Raw genomic sequence first — 15,912 nt, forward strand, 5'->3', positions numbered from 1 at the left:
GGGCCGCCCGCCGTTCTCGATGCGGGAGCGTCGAGGTCCGCCGCGTCCGCGCCTCGTCTTCGACCGCTAGCCGGCCCGAGGGCGGTAGAAGCGCACGACCGGGAGGGCAGCCGTCGGAGCCTCGCGCACGACGATCTCGAGGCGCTGGATCAGGGCCGGGACGGTCGGCGTGGTCTCGAGCCGGCACTCGAGCTCTCCGTCGCGGCCCGGCAGGAGGAAGGCCGCCTGCGCCGCGGAGGCGCTCCAGAGCAGCCGCTCCACCAGCGGCCTCGCGGTCGGGTCCTCGGCGAGCCCGCCGATCTCCGCGATCGCCGTGGCGAGGCGGCGGGCGCGCACGTCGGCCGGCACATCGCTCAGCAGGTTGGGGCTGAACAGGGCGCCGCTGCCCGGCTCCCCCGCCCGGGTGAGGTCTCCCGCGACGATCGCGGCCTCGACGGCGGCGGCCGCGGCGAGCGTCGACGGGAGGAGGGTGATGGTCCGCGCCGGAGGAGCGGTGTCCTCGAGGGCGGCGCGGAGGAGTCCCGTCGCGGCGGCGGCGAGCTTCGCCCCGTTCGCGGTCGCGAAGACCACGGCCCCCAGGCCCGACTCCAGATGCCACCGCATGTTCGACGACCAGCCCGGCAGGCCGCCGGAGTGGTGGGCGATCCCGCCGAAGCGGACGTCGTGCTCGACGACGAGGCCGAACCCGTAGGCGGAGCCGTCGAGCGTGCTCTCGACGGCGCGAGGGCTCAGCGCGGGGACCGGCGTCCAGCCGCGCTGCATCTCGCGGCGGGACGCGCGGCTCAGCACCGGGTCGTCGTCCGCGCCGTCCTCGCCCTCGAACGCGGAGGAGAGCCAGCCGCTCCAGCGGGCGATGTCGCCGACCGTGCTGAACATGCTCGCGGCGCAGGCGCCCGCTCCGGTGCCGGTGACGGGGCGGGGCACCCAGGTCGCTCCGTCGTCGAAGGTGCTGAAGCCGGCCGCGAGGTCGGTGCCGTCAGGGTAGTCGCCGCTGTCGTAGCGGGTGTCGTGGAGGCCGAGCGGCTCGAGGATCGTCCGCGTCGCGAAGGACGGGAAGTCCTCCCCGGTCACGTTCTCGACGAGCACGCCGAGCAGCCAGAAGCCGATGTTGGAGTACTGGTAGACCTCACCCGGCCGCTCCGTGAAGGTCAGCCCGCGGCGGACGACCTCGAGGAACTCCTCCCGCGTCAGAGCCATGACGTCGTCGGCCCAGCCGTTGTCCTCCGGGAGCCCCGAGCAGTTGCTGAGGAGCATCCTGACCGTCACGGGCAGCGGCCGGCCCGCGGAGTCGAGCGGGTCGGTGAACTCCGGCACGTGGTCGGCGACGCGGTCGTCGAGGCGGAGCAGCCCGCGGTCGCGCAGGATCAGCACCGCCGCCGCCTCGAAGCTCTTCGACATGGAGGCGATGCGGTGCACGGTCCCGGGCCCGGGAGCGGCGCCGTCGAGGCGGTGCTCGCCGCGGCCGTGGTGGACGAGCAGCCCGGTGCGGTCGAACAGGGCCCAGCTCACCGAGGGGGCCGGCGGCGCCTCCCCGTCGAACCACCGGGCCAGCCGGTCCTGGAGCGGCGGGGAGAGGAGCGTCGGCGGAGGGAGCGTCATGCCCTCATCCTCCCGCACCCGGCACAGGCCGCCGCGGTCCTGCGGGTCACCGCGGGAGGACGCCGTCCGGGCTCAGCCAGACCGGGCGGCTCCCCTCGACCGCGTCCAGGACGTCCTCCTGCGGGCCGGTCGCCGGTCTCCGCGGCGACGATGATCCGGTCGTCGACGGGAGCGGAGGGACCCGCCGTGCATCCGGCGAGCATCCCGATCAGCAGCACTCCCCCGGCGATGCGCGCCCCCCTCGGACCCGTCCGCTCACCGTCGAGCGTCGCGGCGACGGCCGCTCCGGCGGGCTGACGGGTCCCGGCGAGAGCCCGGAGCGACTGCCGTCACCTGCGAGCCGGACGAGGAACTTCTCAGGTCCTCTTGCGTGTCGCAGGCGCGGAACCTAGTTTTGTCGAACCGGTTCGAAGCACTGTTGCTCCGACCTCGGACCGACGCCCGCCGTCGTCCGGCCGGCTGTCCCCACAGAAAGTGACCAGCGTGACAACGATGTCCTCCCCGAGGCGCGGCACCCGCTCCCTCGCCCTCGCGCTGAGTGCCGCGACACTCGCCGCCCTCGCCGTCGCTCTCCCGAGCGCCGAGTCCGCCTCCGCGGCCGACACCTCCGTCCCCGCCGACGCGCTCATCCTCCAGTACGACTTCGAGCAGGGGCAGGTGTCCGGATCCACGGTCGCCGACCTCTCGTCGAAGAAGCTCGACGGCACCGTCGTCAACAGCGCGAGAGCGACGTACGTCGCGGGTCGGAAGGCCGGTACGACCGCGATCGACCTTCCCGGGGGCGCAGCGGACTCGACCTCCGCGCCGTACCTGACCGTGCCGAACGGGCTCTTCCAGGGCGTGACGCAGACCACCGTCTCCGCCTGGACGAAGTGGTCCGGCACCGGAGGCTTCCAGTGGCTGTGGTGCCTGGGCATCAGCCCCGACGCCGCGTCGGCCTTCGCTCCGTCGTTCGACGGCGGCAGCGCCCGCGCGATCATCAAGCAGCTGAAGGACGGCGGCGAGACCGGAGTCTCCAGCTCCTCGCCGCTGCAGAAGGACCAGTGGGTCAACGTCACCGCGACGATGGACGGCACGACCGTGACCCTGTACCTCAACGGTCTGCAGGTCGCGACGGCTCCCGCCTCCGTCGACCTCGCGAAGCAGCTCTACTCCGCCTCCGCCTCCAAGAGCGGCAACATCGGCCGGGCGCTCTGGAACGTGCACCCCTACTTCGACGGAGCGATCGACGACTTCCGCGTCTACGACCGGGCTCTGACCGCCGCTCAGGTCCGGGGTCTGGCGGGCGACGCCGCGCCGGCCGTCACCGGCGTTCTCTCGATGAGCGTCGCGGTCACCACCGGCATCGGCGTCGCGCCGGCCCTGCCGGGGGTCCCCGCCACCTACTCCGACGGCGTGAACCGCGACGCCCCGGTCACCTGGGAGAGCGTCCCCGCCTCCGCGTACGCGAAGCGCGGCACCTTCACCGTGAAGGGCACCGTCACCGGCCTCGGCACCGCGGTCACGGCGACCGTCACGGTGCGCGCACTCGACGAGATGACCATCGACCTCGGCACGAGCACCGGGGAGTTCATGGGCGGCGCGTCCGGCACCCTCTACGGGGTCTACGGCGAGGGCCTCCCCTCCGACAACCTCCTCGAGGGGATCGACCTGCGCACGGTCTCGACCAAGGCGCAGGACGGGCCGCAGCATCCGGGCGCCGACGCGCTCAGCGTCGCGAAGGCCGTCGCCGACACCTCGGACGGCGACACCTACATCTACATGACGGACATCTACCGCGGCTTCCCCTACGAGTGGCCGGGCAGCACTCCCCAGGAGAAGCTGGCCGACTACCAGGCGAAGATCGCCACGCAGGTCGACCAGGTGCTCGCGCTCCCCGAGGAGTACCAGGACAACATCGTGTTCGTGCCGTTCAACGAGCCCGAGGGCAACATGTTCGGCAACGGGAAGTGGAGCTACGACGGGAAGAGCTGGCTGGAGGACCCGACCGCGTTCTTCGCGGCCTGGGACAGCACCTACGCGCTGATCCGCGACCGGATGCCCGACGCCCGCATCGCCGGACCGAACACCAGCGTCCTCTACGACCAGGTCCGCGGGTTCATGACCCACACGCTCGAGCAGGACACCGTCCCCGACGTGATGACCTGGCACGAGCTGAGCGCCCCGGGTGAGATCCGCACCAACGTCGACCGCTTCCGGGCCTGGGAGGACGAGCTGTACGCGGGCACGTCCTACGCCGGGAAGCACCTGCCGGTGAACCTCAACGAGTACGCCTTCAACTACCACACCTCCGTGCCCGGCCAGATGGTCCAGTGGATCAGCGCGCTCGAGGACAAGAAGGTCGACGGCGACATCGCCTACTGGAACATCGACGGCAACCTCTCCGACTCCGCGGTGCAGGCCAACCGCGCCAACGGCCAGTGGTGGCTCCTCAACGCCTACGCCTCGATGACCGGCGACACCGTCGCGGTCACGCCGCCCAAGCCCGGCCAGAGCTACACCCTCCAGGGCGTCGCGACCCTCGACACCGCGGCCAAGCAGGCGAGAGCCCTCTTCGGAGGCGTCGGCGGCTCGCAGAAGGTCGCGTTCGAGCGCATCCCGGCCGCCACCTTCGGCTCGAAGGTCCACGTGGAGGTCAGCGAGATCCGCTGGACCGGCCAGGTCGGCGACTCGGGAGCCCCGCAGACGGTGAAGGAGTTCGACGCGTCCGTCGTGGACGGCGCCCTCTCGCTCGACTTCGGAGGATCCCTCCCCGCGCTCGACGTCGACTCCGCCTACGAGGTCGTCCTGACCCCGGGCGCCAACGCGTCGTCGCCGTCCGCCTCGCCCGTCGACTTCCGCCAGAAGTACGAGGCCGAGGACGCCCGCTACACCGGATCGCGGAACCTGAACGGACCCGAGGGCTCGCCGACCAACGTCGGCGGCTTCTACACCTCGGGCGGACGCAACGTCGGCGGGATCCGCACCGGCGGCGACCTGAAGCTCGACTTCGCGGTCACCGTCCCGAAGGACGGCGAGTACGACCTCAGCGTCTTCGCCAACTCCCTCAACACCTACGCCGCCAACGCCCAGCAGGGTCCGATCAACGCGTTCCTGAGCGTCGACGGCGCTGCGGAGCAGGAGATCCTCCTTCCGCTGGCCTACAAGTTCGTGGTCTGGGACCACGCGGACACGAAGGTGAAGCTGACCGCCGGCACCCACACGATCTCGCTCGCCGCGAAGAACCTCGCCGGCACGAAGTCGACCGTGGGCGACGCGATCGTCGACAAGATCGAGCTCTCCCTCCCCAGCGCGGCCGCCGCGACCTCGATCCACGAGGCCGAGACCGGCACGCTCGACAACGGAGCGACGGCCGACTACTCCCGCGCCGGCGTCTCCGGCTCGGGCACGGCGACGCTCACCAGCGGTGCCTCCACCACCGTCTGGGGCTACTCCGCGAAGGACGCGCCGTCCTCCGTGACCGTGGACACCCTGGGCGGCGGCACCGGCGACCTCTACGTCAACGACGTGAAGGTCGGGCCGGTGGGCGCGAGCTCGACCCGCCAGGTCTTCCTCTCGGGCGGCGTGAACAAGATCGAGGTCGTCGGCACGAGCGGTACGCTCCTCGTCGATCGGATCGTCGTCGGAGCGAGCGCGAACCCGCCCGCGACGACGAGCTACGAGGCGGAGGCGGCCACGATCACCGGCCCCGCCACGGTCCGCGACCTGTCCTTCGCGTCGGGCGGCAAGGCCGTCGGGAACATCGGCGGCGGACGCGACGGCGACTCGACCCTGACCTTCGGCGACGTGAAGGCCGAGCAGGACGGGACCTACGCGCTCACGCTGCGCTACTCCAACGAGGAGCAGTCCCCCGCGACGCACTACAACCCCGACCCGCTCGCCCGCCACGCGGACATCACGGTCAACGGAGTGACGCAGCGCGTGCTCTTCCCGCACACGTTCCACCAGAACCAGCTGTGGGACCTGAGCGTGCCGGTCACGCTCAGGAAGGGCTCGAACACCATCGCGATCACCTCGAAGGAGCTCCCGGGCTTCGACGGGACGACCTACCTCTCCGACACCTTCCCCGGCGTCCTGCTCACCTCGCAGTACGCGCCCAACATCGACAGGATCTCGGTCACGCCCTTCGTCGGGCGGACCACGAGCCTGACGGTGACCGGCACGGCGGCCTCGCGCTGCACCGCGGGGAAGGTCACGATCACGGGGACGGCGACCAACACCAGCGCGGTCGCCGCTGACATCACGATCGGCTCGGCCTGGGGCACGAAGACCTTCACCGGGGTCGCTCCCGGCAAGACGGTCTCAGCCGCCTTCAGCACCCGCGCTGCGAGCGTCGGAGCCGGCGCTCTCGACGTGCGGATCGCGGGGACGGTCGACGGCGCTGCGGCGAGCGGATCCACGGCACCGGCCTACGGTGCGGCGCGCTGCGGCTGATCCGTCCAGAACGCCCTGACGCGGCCGGGCACCTCGTGCGCCCGGCCGCGTCGGCGTGTCGTCGGGACCGGACGTTCCCCGACGGGGACGAGCGCGCCGTGGACGAGCAGAGCGCCGGAGCCGCAGCGTCCGGTCCTCGCTCCGGGGACGCGGCGCCCGAGTTGCGTGCGCCGCGCCGCACTGCCACTCTCGACACGGTTCGAGCGGGGGTGGAGATGGCCACGATCGGAGACGTCGCGAAAGCGGCAGGGGTCTCTCGCAGCACGGTGTCGTACGTCCTCTCCGGCAAGCGCAGCATCTCCCCCGAGACGCGCAAGCGCATCGAGGACGCGATCGCCGAGCTCGACTTCACGGTCAACGCCGGAGCACGGGCGCTCGCGACGCGCCGCACCATGGCGCTGGGCCTGCTCGTCCACTTCGACCCGGACGAGTTCGCGCCCGCGATGGTCGAGTACGTCCTCCCCATCACGGCCCGCGCCCGCGAGCTCGGCTACGACGTGCTGCTGGCCACCGAGGCCGACGGGGCGGCTGCCGTCCGCCGGCTCACGCGCTCCGGCCAGGTCGACGGACTGATCCTCCTGAGCGTCGCGGACGACGACGACCGGCTGCCCGTCCTGCGCGCCTCGCGGCGGCCCGGTGCCGCCCTCGGCGTGCCCGCGGACGCCTCCGGGGTGGACGTCTTCGACCTCGACTTCGGCGACGCGGCCCGCCTGCTGATCGAGCACCTGGGCGCCCTCGGGCATCGGAGCATCGGTCTCGTCACCCCTCCTGAGCGCGTCTTCGACCGCGGAGGGACCTACGGGCTCCGGTTCCGCGAGTCGGCTCTCGAGACCGCCGGTCGGCTCGGGATCGAGCTGGTGCTGCGCCCGGCCGCCACCGCCGCCGACGCCGTCGAGCCGATGGTCACGGCGTTCCTCGACGACAACCCCGGTCTCACGGCGCTGGTCGTCCACAGCGACCGGACCATCGCGATGCTTCCCGCGATCCTGGGCCGACGCGCTGTCGCCGTGCCCGGGCAGCTGTCCGTCGTGAGCCTGTACTCGGCCGAGTTCGCCCGCGACTTCTCGCTCCCCTACAGCTACGTCGAGACGGGTGCCGCCGAGCTCGGCGCGCACCTGGTCGACACGCTCGTCGAGCGGATCGAGCAGCCGTCCCGCGGCGAGGAGCCGTCGATCCGCCTCCTGCCCGCGCGTCTCGTCGACCGCGGGAGCGCCCGCGCGGTCTGAGGACCGCTCCGGAGCCCCCGAGGCCCGGTCAGAATCGCGAGGCGACCTCGTAGAGGACCTCGTCGTCGCCCGCGTAGACGCCGTCGCGCCGCGGCCAGTGCGCGATCACGTCCGTGAAGCCGAGCTCCTCCGCCCGGCCGGCCATGTCCTCGAACCGGGCGACGCTCTCGAGGGAGTAGTCGCTCCCGGAGTCGAGCGAGAGGTGGCGCTCGACGGTGCGCGGGTCGCGCCCGGCCGCCTCGAGCGCCGCGTCGAGCCGCCGGGAGAGGGACGCGACCGCCCGCCACCACTCCTCGCTCGACACTCCCTCCGGGCCGGTGGTGACCCAGCCCTGCCCGCGATCGGCGACGAGCGCGAGGCCCTTCGGCCCGTTCGCGGCGAGGACGAACGGGACGCGGGGGCTCTGCACGGGCTCGCCCACCATGCGCGCCGAGCGGGCGGTGAACCACTCCCCCTCGAGGTCCACGCCGCTCGAGCCGGGCTCCTCGAAGCGCAGCAGCGCGTCGAGGGCCGTGACGAACTCGGTGAAGCGCTCGTGCCGCTGCCGGGGCGAGTAGTCGGGCTGCCCGAGCACGCGCGCGTCGAAGCCCGTGCCGCCCGAGCCGACCCCGAGGATCGTCCGACCGCCCGAGATCTCGTCCAGCGTCGCGATCTCCTTCGCGAACGGCACCGGGTGGCGGAAGTTCGGGGAGGCCACGAACGTGCCCAGGCGGAGCGTCTCGGTCACCATCGCAGCAGCGGTGAGGGTGGGGACGGTCGCGTGCCACGGCTGGTCGGCGAGGGAGCGCCAGGAGAGGTGGTCGTAGGTCCACGCGTGGTCGAAGCCCAGGCCCTCGGCCGACTGCCACTTCCGGCGGGCCTCGGCCCACGGGTCCTGCGGGAGGATGACGATGCCGTGTCGCATCGTCCGAGTGTACGAGCGCCGTCGGGTCAGAGCGCGGCGGGCGGCACCGGGGGCGGATCGGGCACCTCGTCCACGACCGAGCGCGGGACCATCAGGGTCGGCATCCGCACGCGCAGGCGCAGCGGTTCCCGCTCCGACGCGCCGAGCAGCTCGCGGGCGGCGCTCCGCACCTGCCGCGCCAGCGCCGGGTGCACGGCCCCCGGATCCTCGAACGCGGCGACCAGCTCGCGCAGCACTCGGGTGGTGCTCCGCGGGTCGCCGTCCTGCCTGGGCATCGGATCGGCCCCTCACTCTCGGCACGGCCGTCAGGGTCCCGGCGGTGCAGCGGATGTCTCGCGCCGACGGTAGGGCCGGGGACGGCGCCGTGGCACTGAGGTTGACAACGGGAGGACCCGGCGGATCGCGGTGCGCGGGGTGCGATCCGGGCGAGGGCGGTCCTGCTGGGGATCGACGGCCACCGCCGGGAGAACCCGCTTCCCACGATCGCGCCCGTCCGGTCGCGGCTACTCTCGGGGCGTGATCACGACGACGGAGCGGGTGGACGACTGGGTCGAGGGCTGGTGCCGGGCACGCGGCGTGCAGCGCGTCCGCGAGGACGGGGCATGGCTGGTCGATGTCGGAGCGGAGTCGCGCACGCGGGAGCGGATCCTGGTCGATCCGTCGCCCTCCGCGCTGCAGGCGGGCGCCGAGCGGATGGCCGGGCCCCAGGAGTGGCTGACGGTCATCGGCCGGGGCGACGACGCCCGCCTCGCACCCGCCGCCGGGCTGGAGCTCGTCGCGGGCGACGAGAGCCTGATGGCGGCGCTCCTCGGCCCGGGCCGCACCGCCGAGGGTGCCCTGCTCGAGGGAGCCGTGCTCGAGGGAGCCGTGCTCGAGGGAGCCGTGCTCGAGGCCGCCGACGGAGTGGCGAGCGTCCGGCTGCTGGTCGACGGAGTCGTCGCCGCTCAGGGCACCGCCGCCGTGCACGGGACGGTCGCGGTCCTGGACCGGATCGAGACCGATGCGCGGTTCCGCCGACGCGGGCTGGGACGGCGGGTCGTCGACGCCCTCACCGCCTGGGCCCGGTCCGAGGGCGCACGGAACGGTCTCCTCGTCGCCAGCACGGACGGCCGCGCCCTCTACCTCACCCTCGGCTGGGAGGTGGTCGCGCCGGTGCGCATCTGGCGCAGGGCCGCACTCCGAGATCCGGGACAGGGCTGCGCGGCCGCCGGGCGATGATCCCCCGCCGTACGGCCCTCCGGGAACGCACGTCCGCCTGAGTACGGAATTCCGCGCAGCGGATACAGGCGGCGGAGGACGGTGGAGCAGCCGTGAAGCGGACGCCCGCCGATCTGTATTCAACCGATAACACCACCCTCGAAAGAGGGACGCCCGCTATCGCTCACACGGCCTTGTCCGAGAAGCGGATCATCCGCTTCTCGGACTCGTGTCACCGCCCTCGTGTCGTCAGCCGAGAGCGCCCTTCTCGGCCGAGTAGAGCTGCTTCACCTGCTCCGCGGTCAGCGCCCGGTCCCACACCCGCAGTCGGGCGAGGGAGCCGGCGAAGCGGTTGATCATCGTGCCGTCCCGGCCGACCGCTCCGACCACGAAGTCGCCCGGAGCCGCGTTGAGGCCGTCGGGGTAGACGTAGGGGTTCTTGGCGTAGGTCGCGCCGAGCTTGTCGGTGTACACCGGGTACGCGGTGGCGGCGCCGTCGAGGTACGAGACCGCGACTGCGCCGTCGTACGTCCCGACGTGCAGCTGCCACACGCCGCGCGTGATCCGGCGGGGCTCCACCGAGTAGTCGCGCGAGTACGGGTAGCCGGGCGTCGGCCCGCCGAGCTTCGAGACGTGCATGCACACTCGCTCCCAGCCGCCGTACTCGGGGAGGTTGTTGAACAGCGCGTAGGAGCGCAGCGGCCCGACCGTCGACTCCTCCCAGACGCCCGCGATGCAGGCGCCGTCCGCGTCGGAGTTGAGCACCCACACCGCGATCGTCACCTGGCCGGTCGAGGCGCCCAGGTTGAGCGGGCCGACCTCGCCCTTGGGGACGACCAGGTGGTCCGTCGTCCCGTTGAGGGCGACTCCGGTGCCGAACGGCGTGGCGACGGCGCGGGCGGAGGAGCCCGCACCCTGCCGGAGCGCCGGAGCGCCCGCGACGGCCGAGGCGAAGGGGGCGGCGCTCTCGGCGAAGGACCACTCCGCGATCGGCGTGGGCACGGTGACCGTGGGGACCGGAGCGGCGTCGCCGACCACGAACGCGTCGAGGATCAGGTTGGTGCCGCTCGAGGAGGGATTGCGGCCGCTTCCGCGGCGGATGGTCACCGTGTGCGGCCCGGCCGCGAGCTGTCCGCTGCTCCAGACCGTCTGCTTCGACCGCGTCGCGGCGCTGTAGCGGTCGACGGACGCGACCGTGACTCCGTCGAGCTCGACGTCGTTGATGCCGGACGAGCCGGTGAGGCGGCTGATCCAGCTCACGCTGGTACCCGTGAAGGCGAGGGTGGCGGAGGCGCCCGCGGTGGTCGAGTAGGCGATGCTGCCGCCGCTGTCCGTGCTCGCCTTCAGCGTCGACCACGTGCCGGTCGTGACGATCGGGGCGGCGCCGTTCTCGTAGGTGCCCGCTCCGGGCAGGGTCGTCGCCGGCGGAGGCGTCGCGTCGCCGACCACGAAGGAGTCGAGCAGCAGATTGCTGCCGGTCGAGGCCGGATTGCGGCTGCTCCCCCGGCGGATCGTCAGCGTGTGCGGCCCGGCCGCGAGCTGTCCGCTGCTCCACACCGTCTGCTTCGAGCGGGCGGACGCGCTGTAGCGGTCGACGGAGGCGACCTTCACGCCGTCGAGCTCGACGTCGTTGATCCCGGAGGACGACGTGAGTCGGCTGATCCAGGCGATGCTCGTGCCGGTGAAGGCGAGCGTCGCGGAGGCGCCGGAGCTGGTCGAGTAGGCGATGCTCCCGCCGCTGTCCGCGGTGGCCTTCAGCGTCGTCCAGGTGCCGGTGGTGACGATCTGCGCGGCGCCGTTCTCGTAGGTGCCCGCGCCGGGCAGCGTGGACACGGGCGGCGTCTCGGGCACGGGCTCCGTCTGCGGCACGGGGCCCTCGGCGATCCAGCGCTGGAAGGTGTCGATCATCTCCTTGTTGGTGAAGCTCGGGACCTTGTGGCCGTCGGTGCCCTCCCCCGGGTGGGTGCGCAGCGTCGCCTCCTTCGCCAGGGGCAGGGCAGCGGCGTGCAGGGCGGCGCCGTGCAGGGCGAGCGGCACCATGACGTCGTCGGGAGATCCGGTGATCCTCAGCCGGGCGCCGCGCCACACCGACGCGGGCAGCCGCGCCGGGTTGGTGGCGGCGATCGCCGCCGCATCCGCGTACTCGGGGCCGATCTTGTCCGGCTCGCTCGCCGCGCGCTCCTCCATGTCGTAGGAGCTGCTGCAGAGGTACGCGCCCCGGATGTTCGGCACCATCCGCTTCCCGTAGGCCCAGGCCAGGAGCGGCCCGCCTCCGGAGTCGGAGCGCAGGAGGCTCGCGTCGATCCGCCACACCGACGAGGCCCAGGCGGCGACAGCGGCCTGGATCTCGATCGCCCGCGGGCTCGACCAGATGCTGCCGCCGTAGGTCGGGCAGATGCTGACGATGCCGCGGTCCACGGCGAGGTCGGCGGAGTAGGCGAACGCGCTCGAGAGCGCCGTGTGGGTGCCGTTGCGGGCGTGGTAGTACCAGAGCATCGATGCGCCCCTGGTCTGCGACGGAGGCGTCGCGTGCGGCACGAACAGGCGCGCCCGGTCCCCCGCGACGACGACGTCGATGATCTCGTAGCGCTTCCCGCCCGTCTTCGACGTGGCGGTGGACAGGCGCGAGACCTCGCCGGGCAGTCGGGGCACCGCGGTGAGGTCGCCGGCCGCGAGGGCCGGCGTCGCGAACGCGATCGCGCCCGCGCCGGCGACGGATCCGGCGAGGATCGTGCGGCGGGAGAGAGCGGAGAGGGCCTTGACGCCCGACCGGGAGCCGGTGCGGGAGGAGTCGGCGGAGTCGCCGACGGCAGTGTCCTGAGGAGTCACGGAAGAGATAGCCTTTCCGATCGTCACCGTTCCGGGTACACCGATCGAAAGAGGAGGAGAAGGCGTTCAGTGAACGAGCGGCAGTGCTCGCGCTACTGATGCGGATCACCTTCTCCTCGAGAAGGAAAGGGAAGCCGGATCAGGCTAACAGAGGGGATGAGAAGGGGTTCAGTATTTCTACCCACCGCTTTATCAACCGGAGGAGAATGGGCGAGGAATCGCTTATCCAGCCGCTTATCGTCCCTTTTCCGGTGACACGACGCGCGCCGGACACCGCCGTCTGGCAGGATGCCCCCGTGTCGGAGACGGGTCGGCTGCAGCGGGGCGGCGCCCTCCCCGTGCTCCTCGTGTTCCTCCGCCTCGGGCTGACCTCGTTCGGCGGGCCGATCGCGCACCTCGGCTACTTCCGCGAGGAGTTCGTGGTGCGCCGCGGCTGGCTGACCGATCGCGCGTACGCCGACCTCGTCGCGCTGTGCCAGTTCCTCCCCGGACCCGCGTCCAGCCAGGTCGGGATGGCGGTCGGCCTGCAGCGCGCGGGGCTCGCCGGACTGGTCGCCGCGTGGTGCGGATTCACGCTCCCCTCGGCGATCGCCCTGGTCCTCGTCGCCGGTCTCGTCGCCGGTGCGGGCGATGTCGCCTCCGCCGGCTGGCTCCTGGGCCTCCAGGCGGCGGCGGCCGCGGTCGTCGCGCAGGCCGTGCTCGGGATGGCGCGCTCGCTCGCACCGGACCGCCGCCGCGCGACGATCGCCGGCGCAGCGGCTGTCGCCGTCCTCCTCGCCCCGGAGCCCGCGCTGCAGGTGGCGGTGATCGCGGCGGCGGGCCTGGCCGGCGTCCTGTGGCTGCGCGGCGAGGAGGCGGCTCCGGACGAGGGCCCGGGCTTCGCGGTCCGGATCCCGACGGCGCTCGCGGTCTCGGCCCTCGCCCTCTGGGGGCTCCTCCTGGCCGGCCTCCCCCTGCTCGCCGCGCTCACCGGCGAGGGAGCGGCGGGTCTCGCCTCCGTCTTCTACCGCGCGGGCGCTCTGGTGTTCGGGGGCGGCCACGTCGTGCTGCCTCTGCTGGAGGCGCAGACGGTCGGCGCCGGCACGGTCGGGCAGAGCGAGTTCCTGGCCGGCTACGGCGCGGCGCAGGCGGTGCCGGGCCCGCTCTTCACCTTCTCCGCGTTCCTCGGCGCGGTGGGCGCGGGGACGCCGGACGGCGTCGCGGGGGCGGCGATCGCGCTGGTCGCGATCTTCCTGCCGGGCGCTCTGCTCGTGGTCGGCGTGCTCCCGTTCTGGCAGCGGCTGCGGCACCTGCCGGTCGCGCAGAGGGCGCTGGCCGGCGTGAACGCCGGCGTGGTGGGACTGCTCGGCGGCGCCCTCTACGACCCGGTGCTGACCGAGGGCATCGGCTCGACCGGCGCTCTGGCGCTCGCGATCGGCGCCTTCGTGGCGCTGACGCGCTGGACCGTGCCCCCGTGGATCGTCGTCCTCGCCGCCGCGGGCCTCGGCGCCCTGCTCCTCTGACTCCCTCCGGGGACGACGATCCGGACCAGCCCTGGCAGTCTGGACGCATGAGGGCTCGGGGGACGACAGCGGCAGTGGCGACGACGGCAGCGGCGGGGCTCCTGCTGCTGGGCGGGTGCACCGCCGGCGGCGGGGCCGAGGCGGGCGCCACGGCGTCCGCGCCCGCCTCGCGGACGCCGAGACCCGCCATCACCGACCTGATCACTCCGAGCCCGACCCCCTCCGCTCCGGCGACCGCCGAGCCGGTCGGCACCGTCGTCGACGCCGGGCCGGTCGGCGAGGGAGTCCCCGCCACCGTCTCGGGCACCGGCCCGGCCGACGTGTCGTTCCAGCGGCAGGGCGAGTTCGCGGTCGTCCTGAGCCTGGACTGCTCGGCCTGCACCGGCACGGCGATCGTCACCGCCGCGGGCCGGATGACGCCCTTCGGCGAGGCCGCCGCCCCGATGACGGGGTCGTTCCTGACCGGGATCTTCCGAGACGACCCCGTCGAGCAGCAGGTGATCGTCCGAGCCGACGGGCCGTGGACGCTCGGCCTGCAGAGCTGGAACGACCTCGCGACGGTGAGCGGTGCGCAGTCCGGCACCGGCCCGGCCGTCCTGTTCTTCTCCGACGACGTCCCGCGCGTGACGGTCGACTACACGCCCGCGGGTCCGGACGACTCGTTCTCCGGCCGCGTGTTCACGACCTCCGATCAGCCGCAGCTGTTCGGCGACTCCGTCGCCTTCTCCGAGGTGTTCGAGGCCGACCTGCCCGGCGTCATGGCCGTCCAGACCGAGGGGACCTGGACCGTCACGCCGACGCCCTGACCCGGGGTCGCGTCGCGCCGGCCGCGGAGTCGGGGAACGGGCGCCCCTCGGCCCAGACCCGCTGCACGCGGAGCGATGCGTCGAGCAGGACGACGTCGGCGCGGTACCCGGGGGCCAGCAGGCCGAGGTCGCCACGGCCGAGCACGCGGGCGGGAACGGCGGTGAGGGCGGCGACGGACGCCTCCAGCCCGAGCCGGCCGGGCCCGACGGCCCGCCGCAGGGCCTCCTCCTGCGTGAGCGTGGATCCGGCGAGCACAGCGGTGCCCGCGAGCCGGGCGACTCCGCCGAGCACCTCGACGTCGACCGGGCCGAGGCGGTGCGTTCCGTCGCCCGCCCCGGCCGCCGCCATCGCGTCGGTGACGAGCGCGATCCGCCCGGGAGCCGCCGCGAACGCGAGCCGCACCACCTCGACGTCCACGTGCCGGCCGTCGAGGATCAGCTCGAGCGCGACCCGCTCGTCTCCCAGGGCCACCGGGATCGGGCCCGGGGAGCGGTGGCCGATCCCGGGCATGGCGTTGAACGCGTGCGTGACCAGCCGGGCTCCGCGGTCGAACGCGGCCCGCGCCTGGTCGGCGTCCGCCTCGGTGTGGCCCACCGCGACCACCGTGCCGGCGCCGGCGAGCCGCTCCACCGCGGCGAGGGCTCCCGGCAGCTCGGGCGCGAGCGTGATCTGCGCGAGGCGTCCGCGGGCGGCGTCCAGCAGCCGGCCGACCGCGCCGGAGGAGGGGTGCACGAGAGCCGCGGGGTCGTGCGCTCCCCTGCGCGAGGGCGCAAGGAACGGGCCCTCCAGGTGCGCGCCGAGCACGAGCGGGTCGGCGGCCGCGAGAGCCGAGACCGCGTCCAGAGAGGCCTCCAGCTGCTCCAGCGGTGCCGACACCAGGCTGACCAGCGAGCGCGTGGTGCCGCGGGAGCGGTGCAGCGCGAGGCCCGCGCGGATCGTCTCCGCTCCTCCGTCGAAGCCGTGACCGCCCCCTCCGTGCACATGGAGGTCGATGAAGCCCGGGACAGCGGTGAGGCCCCGCGCGTCGTGCAGCTGCGCCCCCTCCGCCTGCGCCTGCCAGCCGGTGCCGGTGCCGGTCGCCGTGATCGCGCCGTCCCGCGCGAGGAGCCAGTGGTCCTCCACCGTCCCGGCCGCGTCGACCTTCCGTGCGCTGTGGATGATCAGCGCGGCGTGCGCCATGCGGTCGTCTCCTGGGTGTCGGTTCCGGATCGGCGGGGACTCCGCCCTCTCCCGACGATGGCACAGCCCCTGCCGGTCGCGCCGGTCCGACACCGATCACTGCGCCACCCCGGACGCATTCCGCGCCTCCGCGTCACGAACAGGGACCTCGCGTGTCTCCTGTGCATGCCTCCCCTGGACCCCCGAACCCCCACCCCCCCCCTCGCCGCCCCCCGCCCGCCCGTCGCCCTCCTCC

Annotated in this window: 10 protein-coding genes; 5 read left to right on the forward strand and 5 right to left on the reverse strand. The window is 73.4% G+C overall.

What is annotated here, in order from left to right; genetic code table 11:
* Nucleotides 1–66: 66 nt before the first annotated feature.
* On the reverse strand, nucleotides 67–1,599 hold the full coding sequence (locus C5C39_RS11125; protein WP_104353395.1) for a serine hydrolase: 1,533 nt from the start codon (nucleotides 1,597–1,599) through the stop codon (nucleotides 67–69).
* A gap of 492 nt (nucleotides 1,600–2,091) precedes the next feature.
* Between C5C39_RS11125 and C5C39_RS11130 the strand changes: the two genes are divergently transcribed.
* Nucleotides 2,092–6,033: a LamG-like jellyroll fold domain-containing protein gene (locus C5C39_RS11130; protein ID WP_104353396.1), complete on the forward strand. Its 3,942-nt coding sequence runs from the start codon at nucleotides 2,092–2,094 to the stop codon at nucleotides 6,031–6,033.
* A gap of 215 nt (nucleotides 6,034–6,248) precedes the next feature.
* The gene (locus C5C39_RS11135; RefSeq protein WP_104246852.1) at nucleotides 6,249–7,259 is read left to right on the forward strand and encodes a LacI family DNA-binding transcriptional regulator; all 1,011 of its coding nucleotides are present in this window, start codon (nucleotides 6,249–6,251) and stop codon (nucleotides 7,257–7,259) included.
* Nucleotides 7,260–7,287: 28 nt separating this feature from the next.
* On the opposite strand, the gene C5C39_RS11140 is transcribed toward C5C39_RS11135, so the two are convergent.
* Together C5C39_RS11140 and C5C39_RS11145 are read right to left on the reverse strand one after the other, a co-directional pair.
* Entirely contained in the window at nucleotides 7,288–8,163 is an 876-nt protein-coding gene (locus C5C39_RS11140; protein WP_104309153.1) for an LLM class flavin-dependent oxidoreductase, read from the reverse strand.
* 26 nt (nucleotides 8,164–8,189) lie between these two features.
* Nucleotides 8,190–8,438, reverse strand: coding sequence for a hypothetical protein (locus tag C5C39_RS11145; RefSeq protein ID WP_146078454.1), 249 nt, complete (start codon nucleotides 8,436–8,438; stop codon nucleotides 8,190–8,192).
* Nucleotides 8,439–8,679: 241 nt separating this feature from the next.
* Here C5C39_RS11145 and C5C39_RS17745 point away from each other — a divergent pair, with 241 nt between their 5' ends.
* Nucleotides 8,680–9,381, forward strand: a complete 702-nt coding sequence (locus C5C39_RS17745) for a GNAT family N-acetyltransferase (RefSeq protein WP_219812608.1) — start codon at nucleotides 8,680–8,682, stop codon at nucleotides 9,379–9,381.
* A gap of 228 nt (nucleotides 9,382–9,609) precedes the next feature.
* Here C5C39_RS17745 and C5C39_RS11155 read toward each other — a convergent pair whose 3' ends face one another.
* Nucleotides 9,610–12,189 (reverse strand): LamG-like jellyroll fold domain-containing protein, encoded by a 2,580-nt coding sequence (locus C5C39_RS11155; RefSeq protein WP_104353397.1) that lies wholly within the window; start codon nucleotides 12,187–12,189, stop codon nucleotides 9,610–9,612.
* Nucleotides 12,190–12,485: 296 nt separating this feature from the next.
* Here C5C39_RS11155 and chrA point away from each other — a divergent pair, with 296 nt between their 5' ends.
* Nucleotides 12,486–13,691: a chromate efflux transporter gene (gene chrA, locus C5C39_RS11160; RefSeq protein WP_258062957.1), complete on the forward strand. Its 1,206-nt coding sequence runs from the start codon at nucleotides 12,486–12,488 to the stop codon at nucleotides 13,689–13,691.
* Nucleotides 13,692–13,738: 47 nt separating this feature from the next.
* On the forward strand, nucleotides 13,739–14,497 hold the full coding sequence (locus C5C39_RS11165) for a hypothetical protein (protein ID WP_146076890.1): 759 nt from the start codon (nucleotides 13,739–13,741) through the stop codon (nucleotides 14,495–14,497).
* On the opposite strand, the gene C5C39_RS11170 is transcribed toward C5C39_RS11165, so the two are convergent.
* Entirely contained in the window at nucleotides 14,481–15,677 is a 1,197-nt protein-coding gene (locus C5C39_RS11170) for an N-acetylglucosamine-6-phosphate deacetylase (RefSeq protein ID WP_104296154.1), read from the reverse strand. The two genes, C5C39_RS11165 and C5C39_RS11170, sit on opposite strands and share 17 nt — an antisense overlap.
* Nucleotides 15,678–15,912 lie beyond the last annotated feature (235 nt).

Source organism: Rathayibacter sp. AY1F3 (assembly GCF_002931975.1).
In the GTDB taxonomy this organism is placed as follows: domain Bacteria; phylum Actinomycetota; class Actinomycetes; order Actinomycetales; family Microbacteriaceae; genus Rathayibacter.

Excerpts from the sequence above, each read along its gene's own strand:
- C5C39_RS11125 (WP_104353395.1), bottom strand. The coding sequence starts at position 1,599 with ATGACGCTCCCTCCGCCGACGCTCCTCTCCCCGCCGCTCCAGGACCGG.
- C5C39_RS11130 (WP_104353396.1), top strand. The coding sequence starts at position 2,092 with ATGTCCTCCCCGAGGCGCGGCACCCGCTCCCTCGCCCTCGCGCTGAGT.
- C5C39_RS11135 (WP_104246852.1), top strand. The coding sequence starts at position 6,249 with ATGGCCACGATCGGAGACGTCGCGAAAGCGGCAGGGGTCTCTCGCAGC.
- C5C39_RS11140 (WP_104309153.1), bottom strand. The coding sequence starts at position 8,163 with ATGCGACACGGCATCGTCATCCTCCCGCAGGACCCGTGGGCCGAGGCC.
- C5C39_RS11145 (WP_146078454.1), bottom strand. The coding sequence starts at position 8,438 with ATGCCCAGGCAGGACGGCGACCCGCGGAGCACCACCCGAGTGCTGCGC.
- C5C39_RS11165 (WP_146076890.1), top strand. The coding sequence starts at position 13,739 with ATGAGGGCTCGGGGGACGACAGCGGCAGTGGCGACGACGGCAGCGGCG.
- C5C39_RS11170 (WP_104296154.1), bottom strand. The coding sequence starts at position 15,677 with ATGGCGCACGCCGCGCTGATCATCCACAGCGCACGGAAGGTCGACGCG.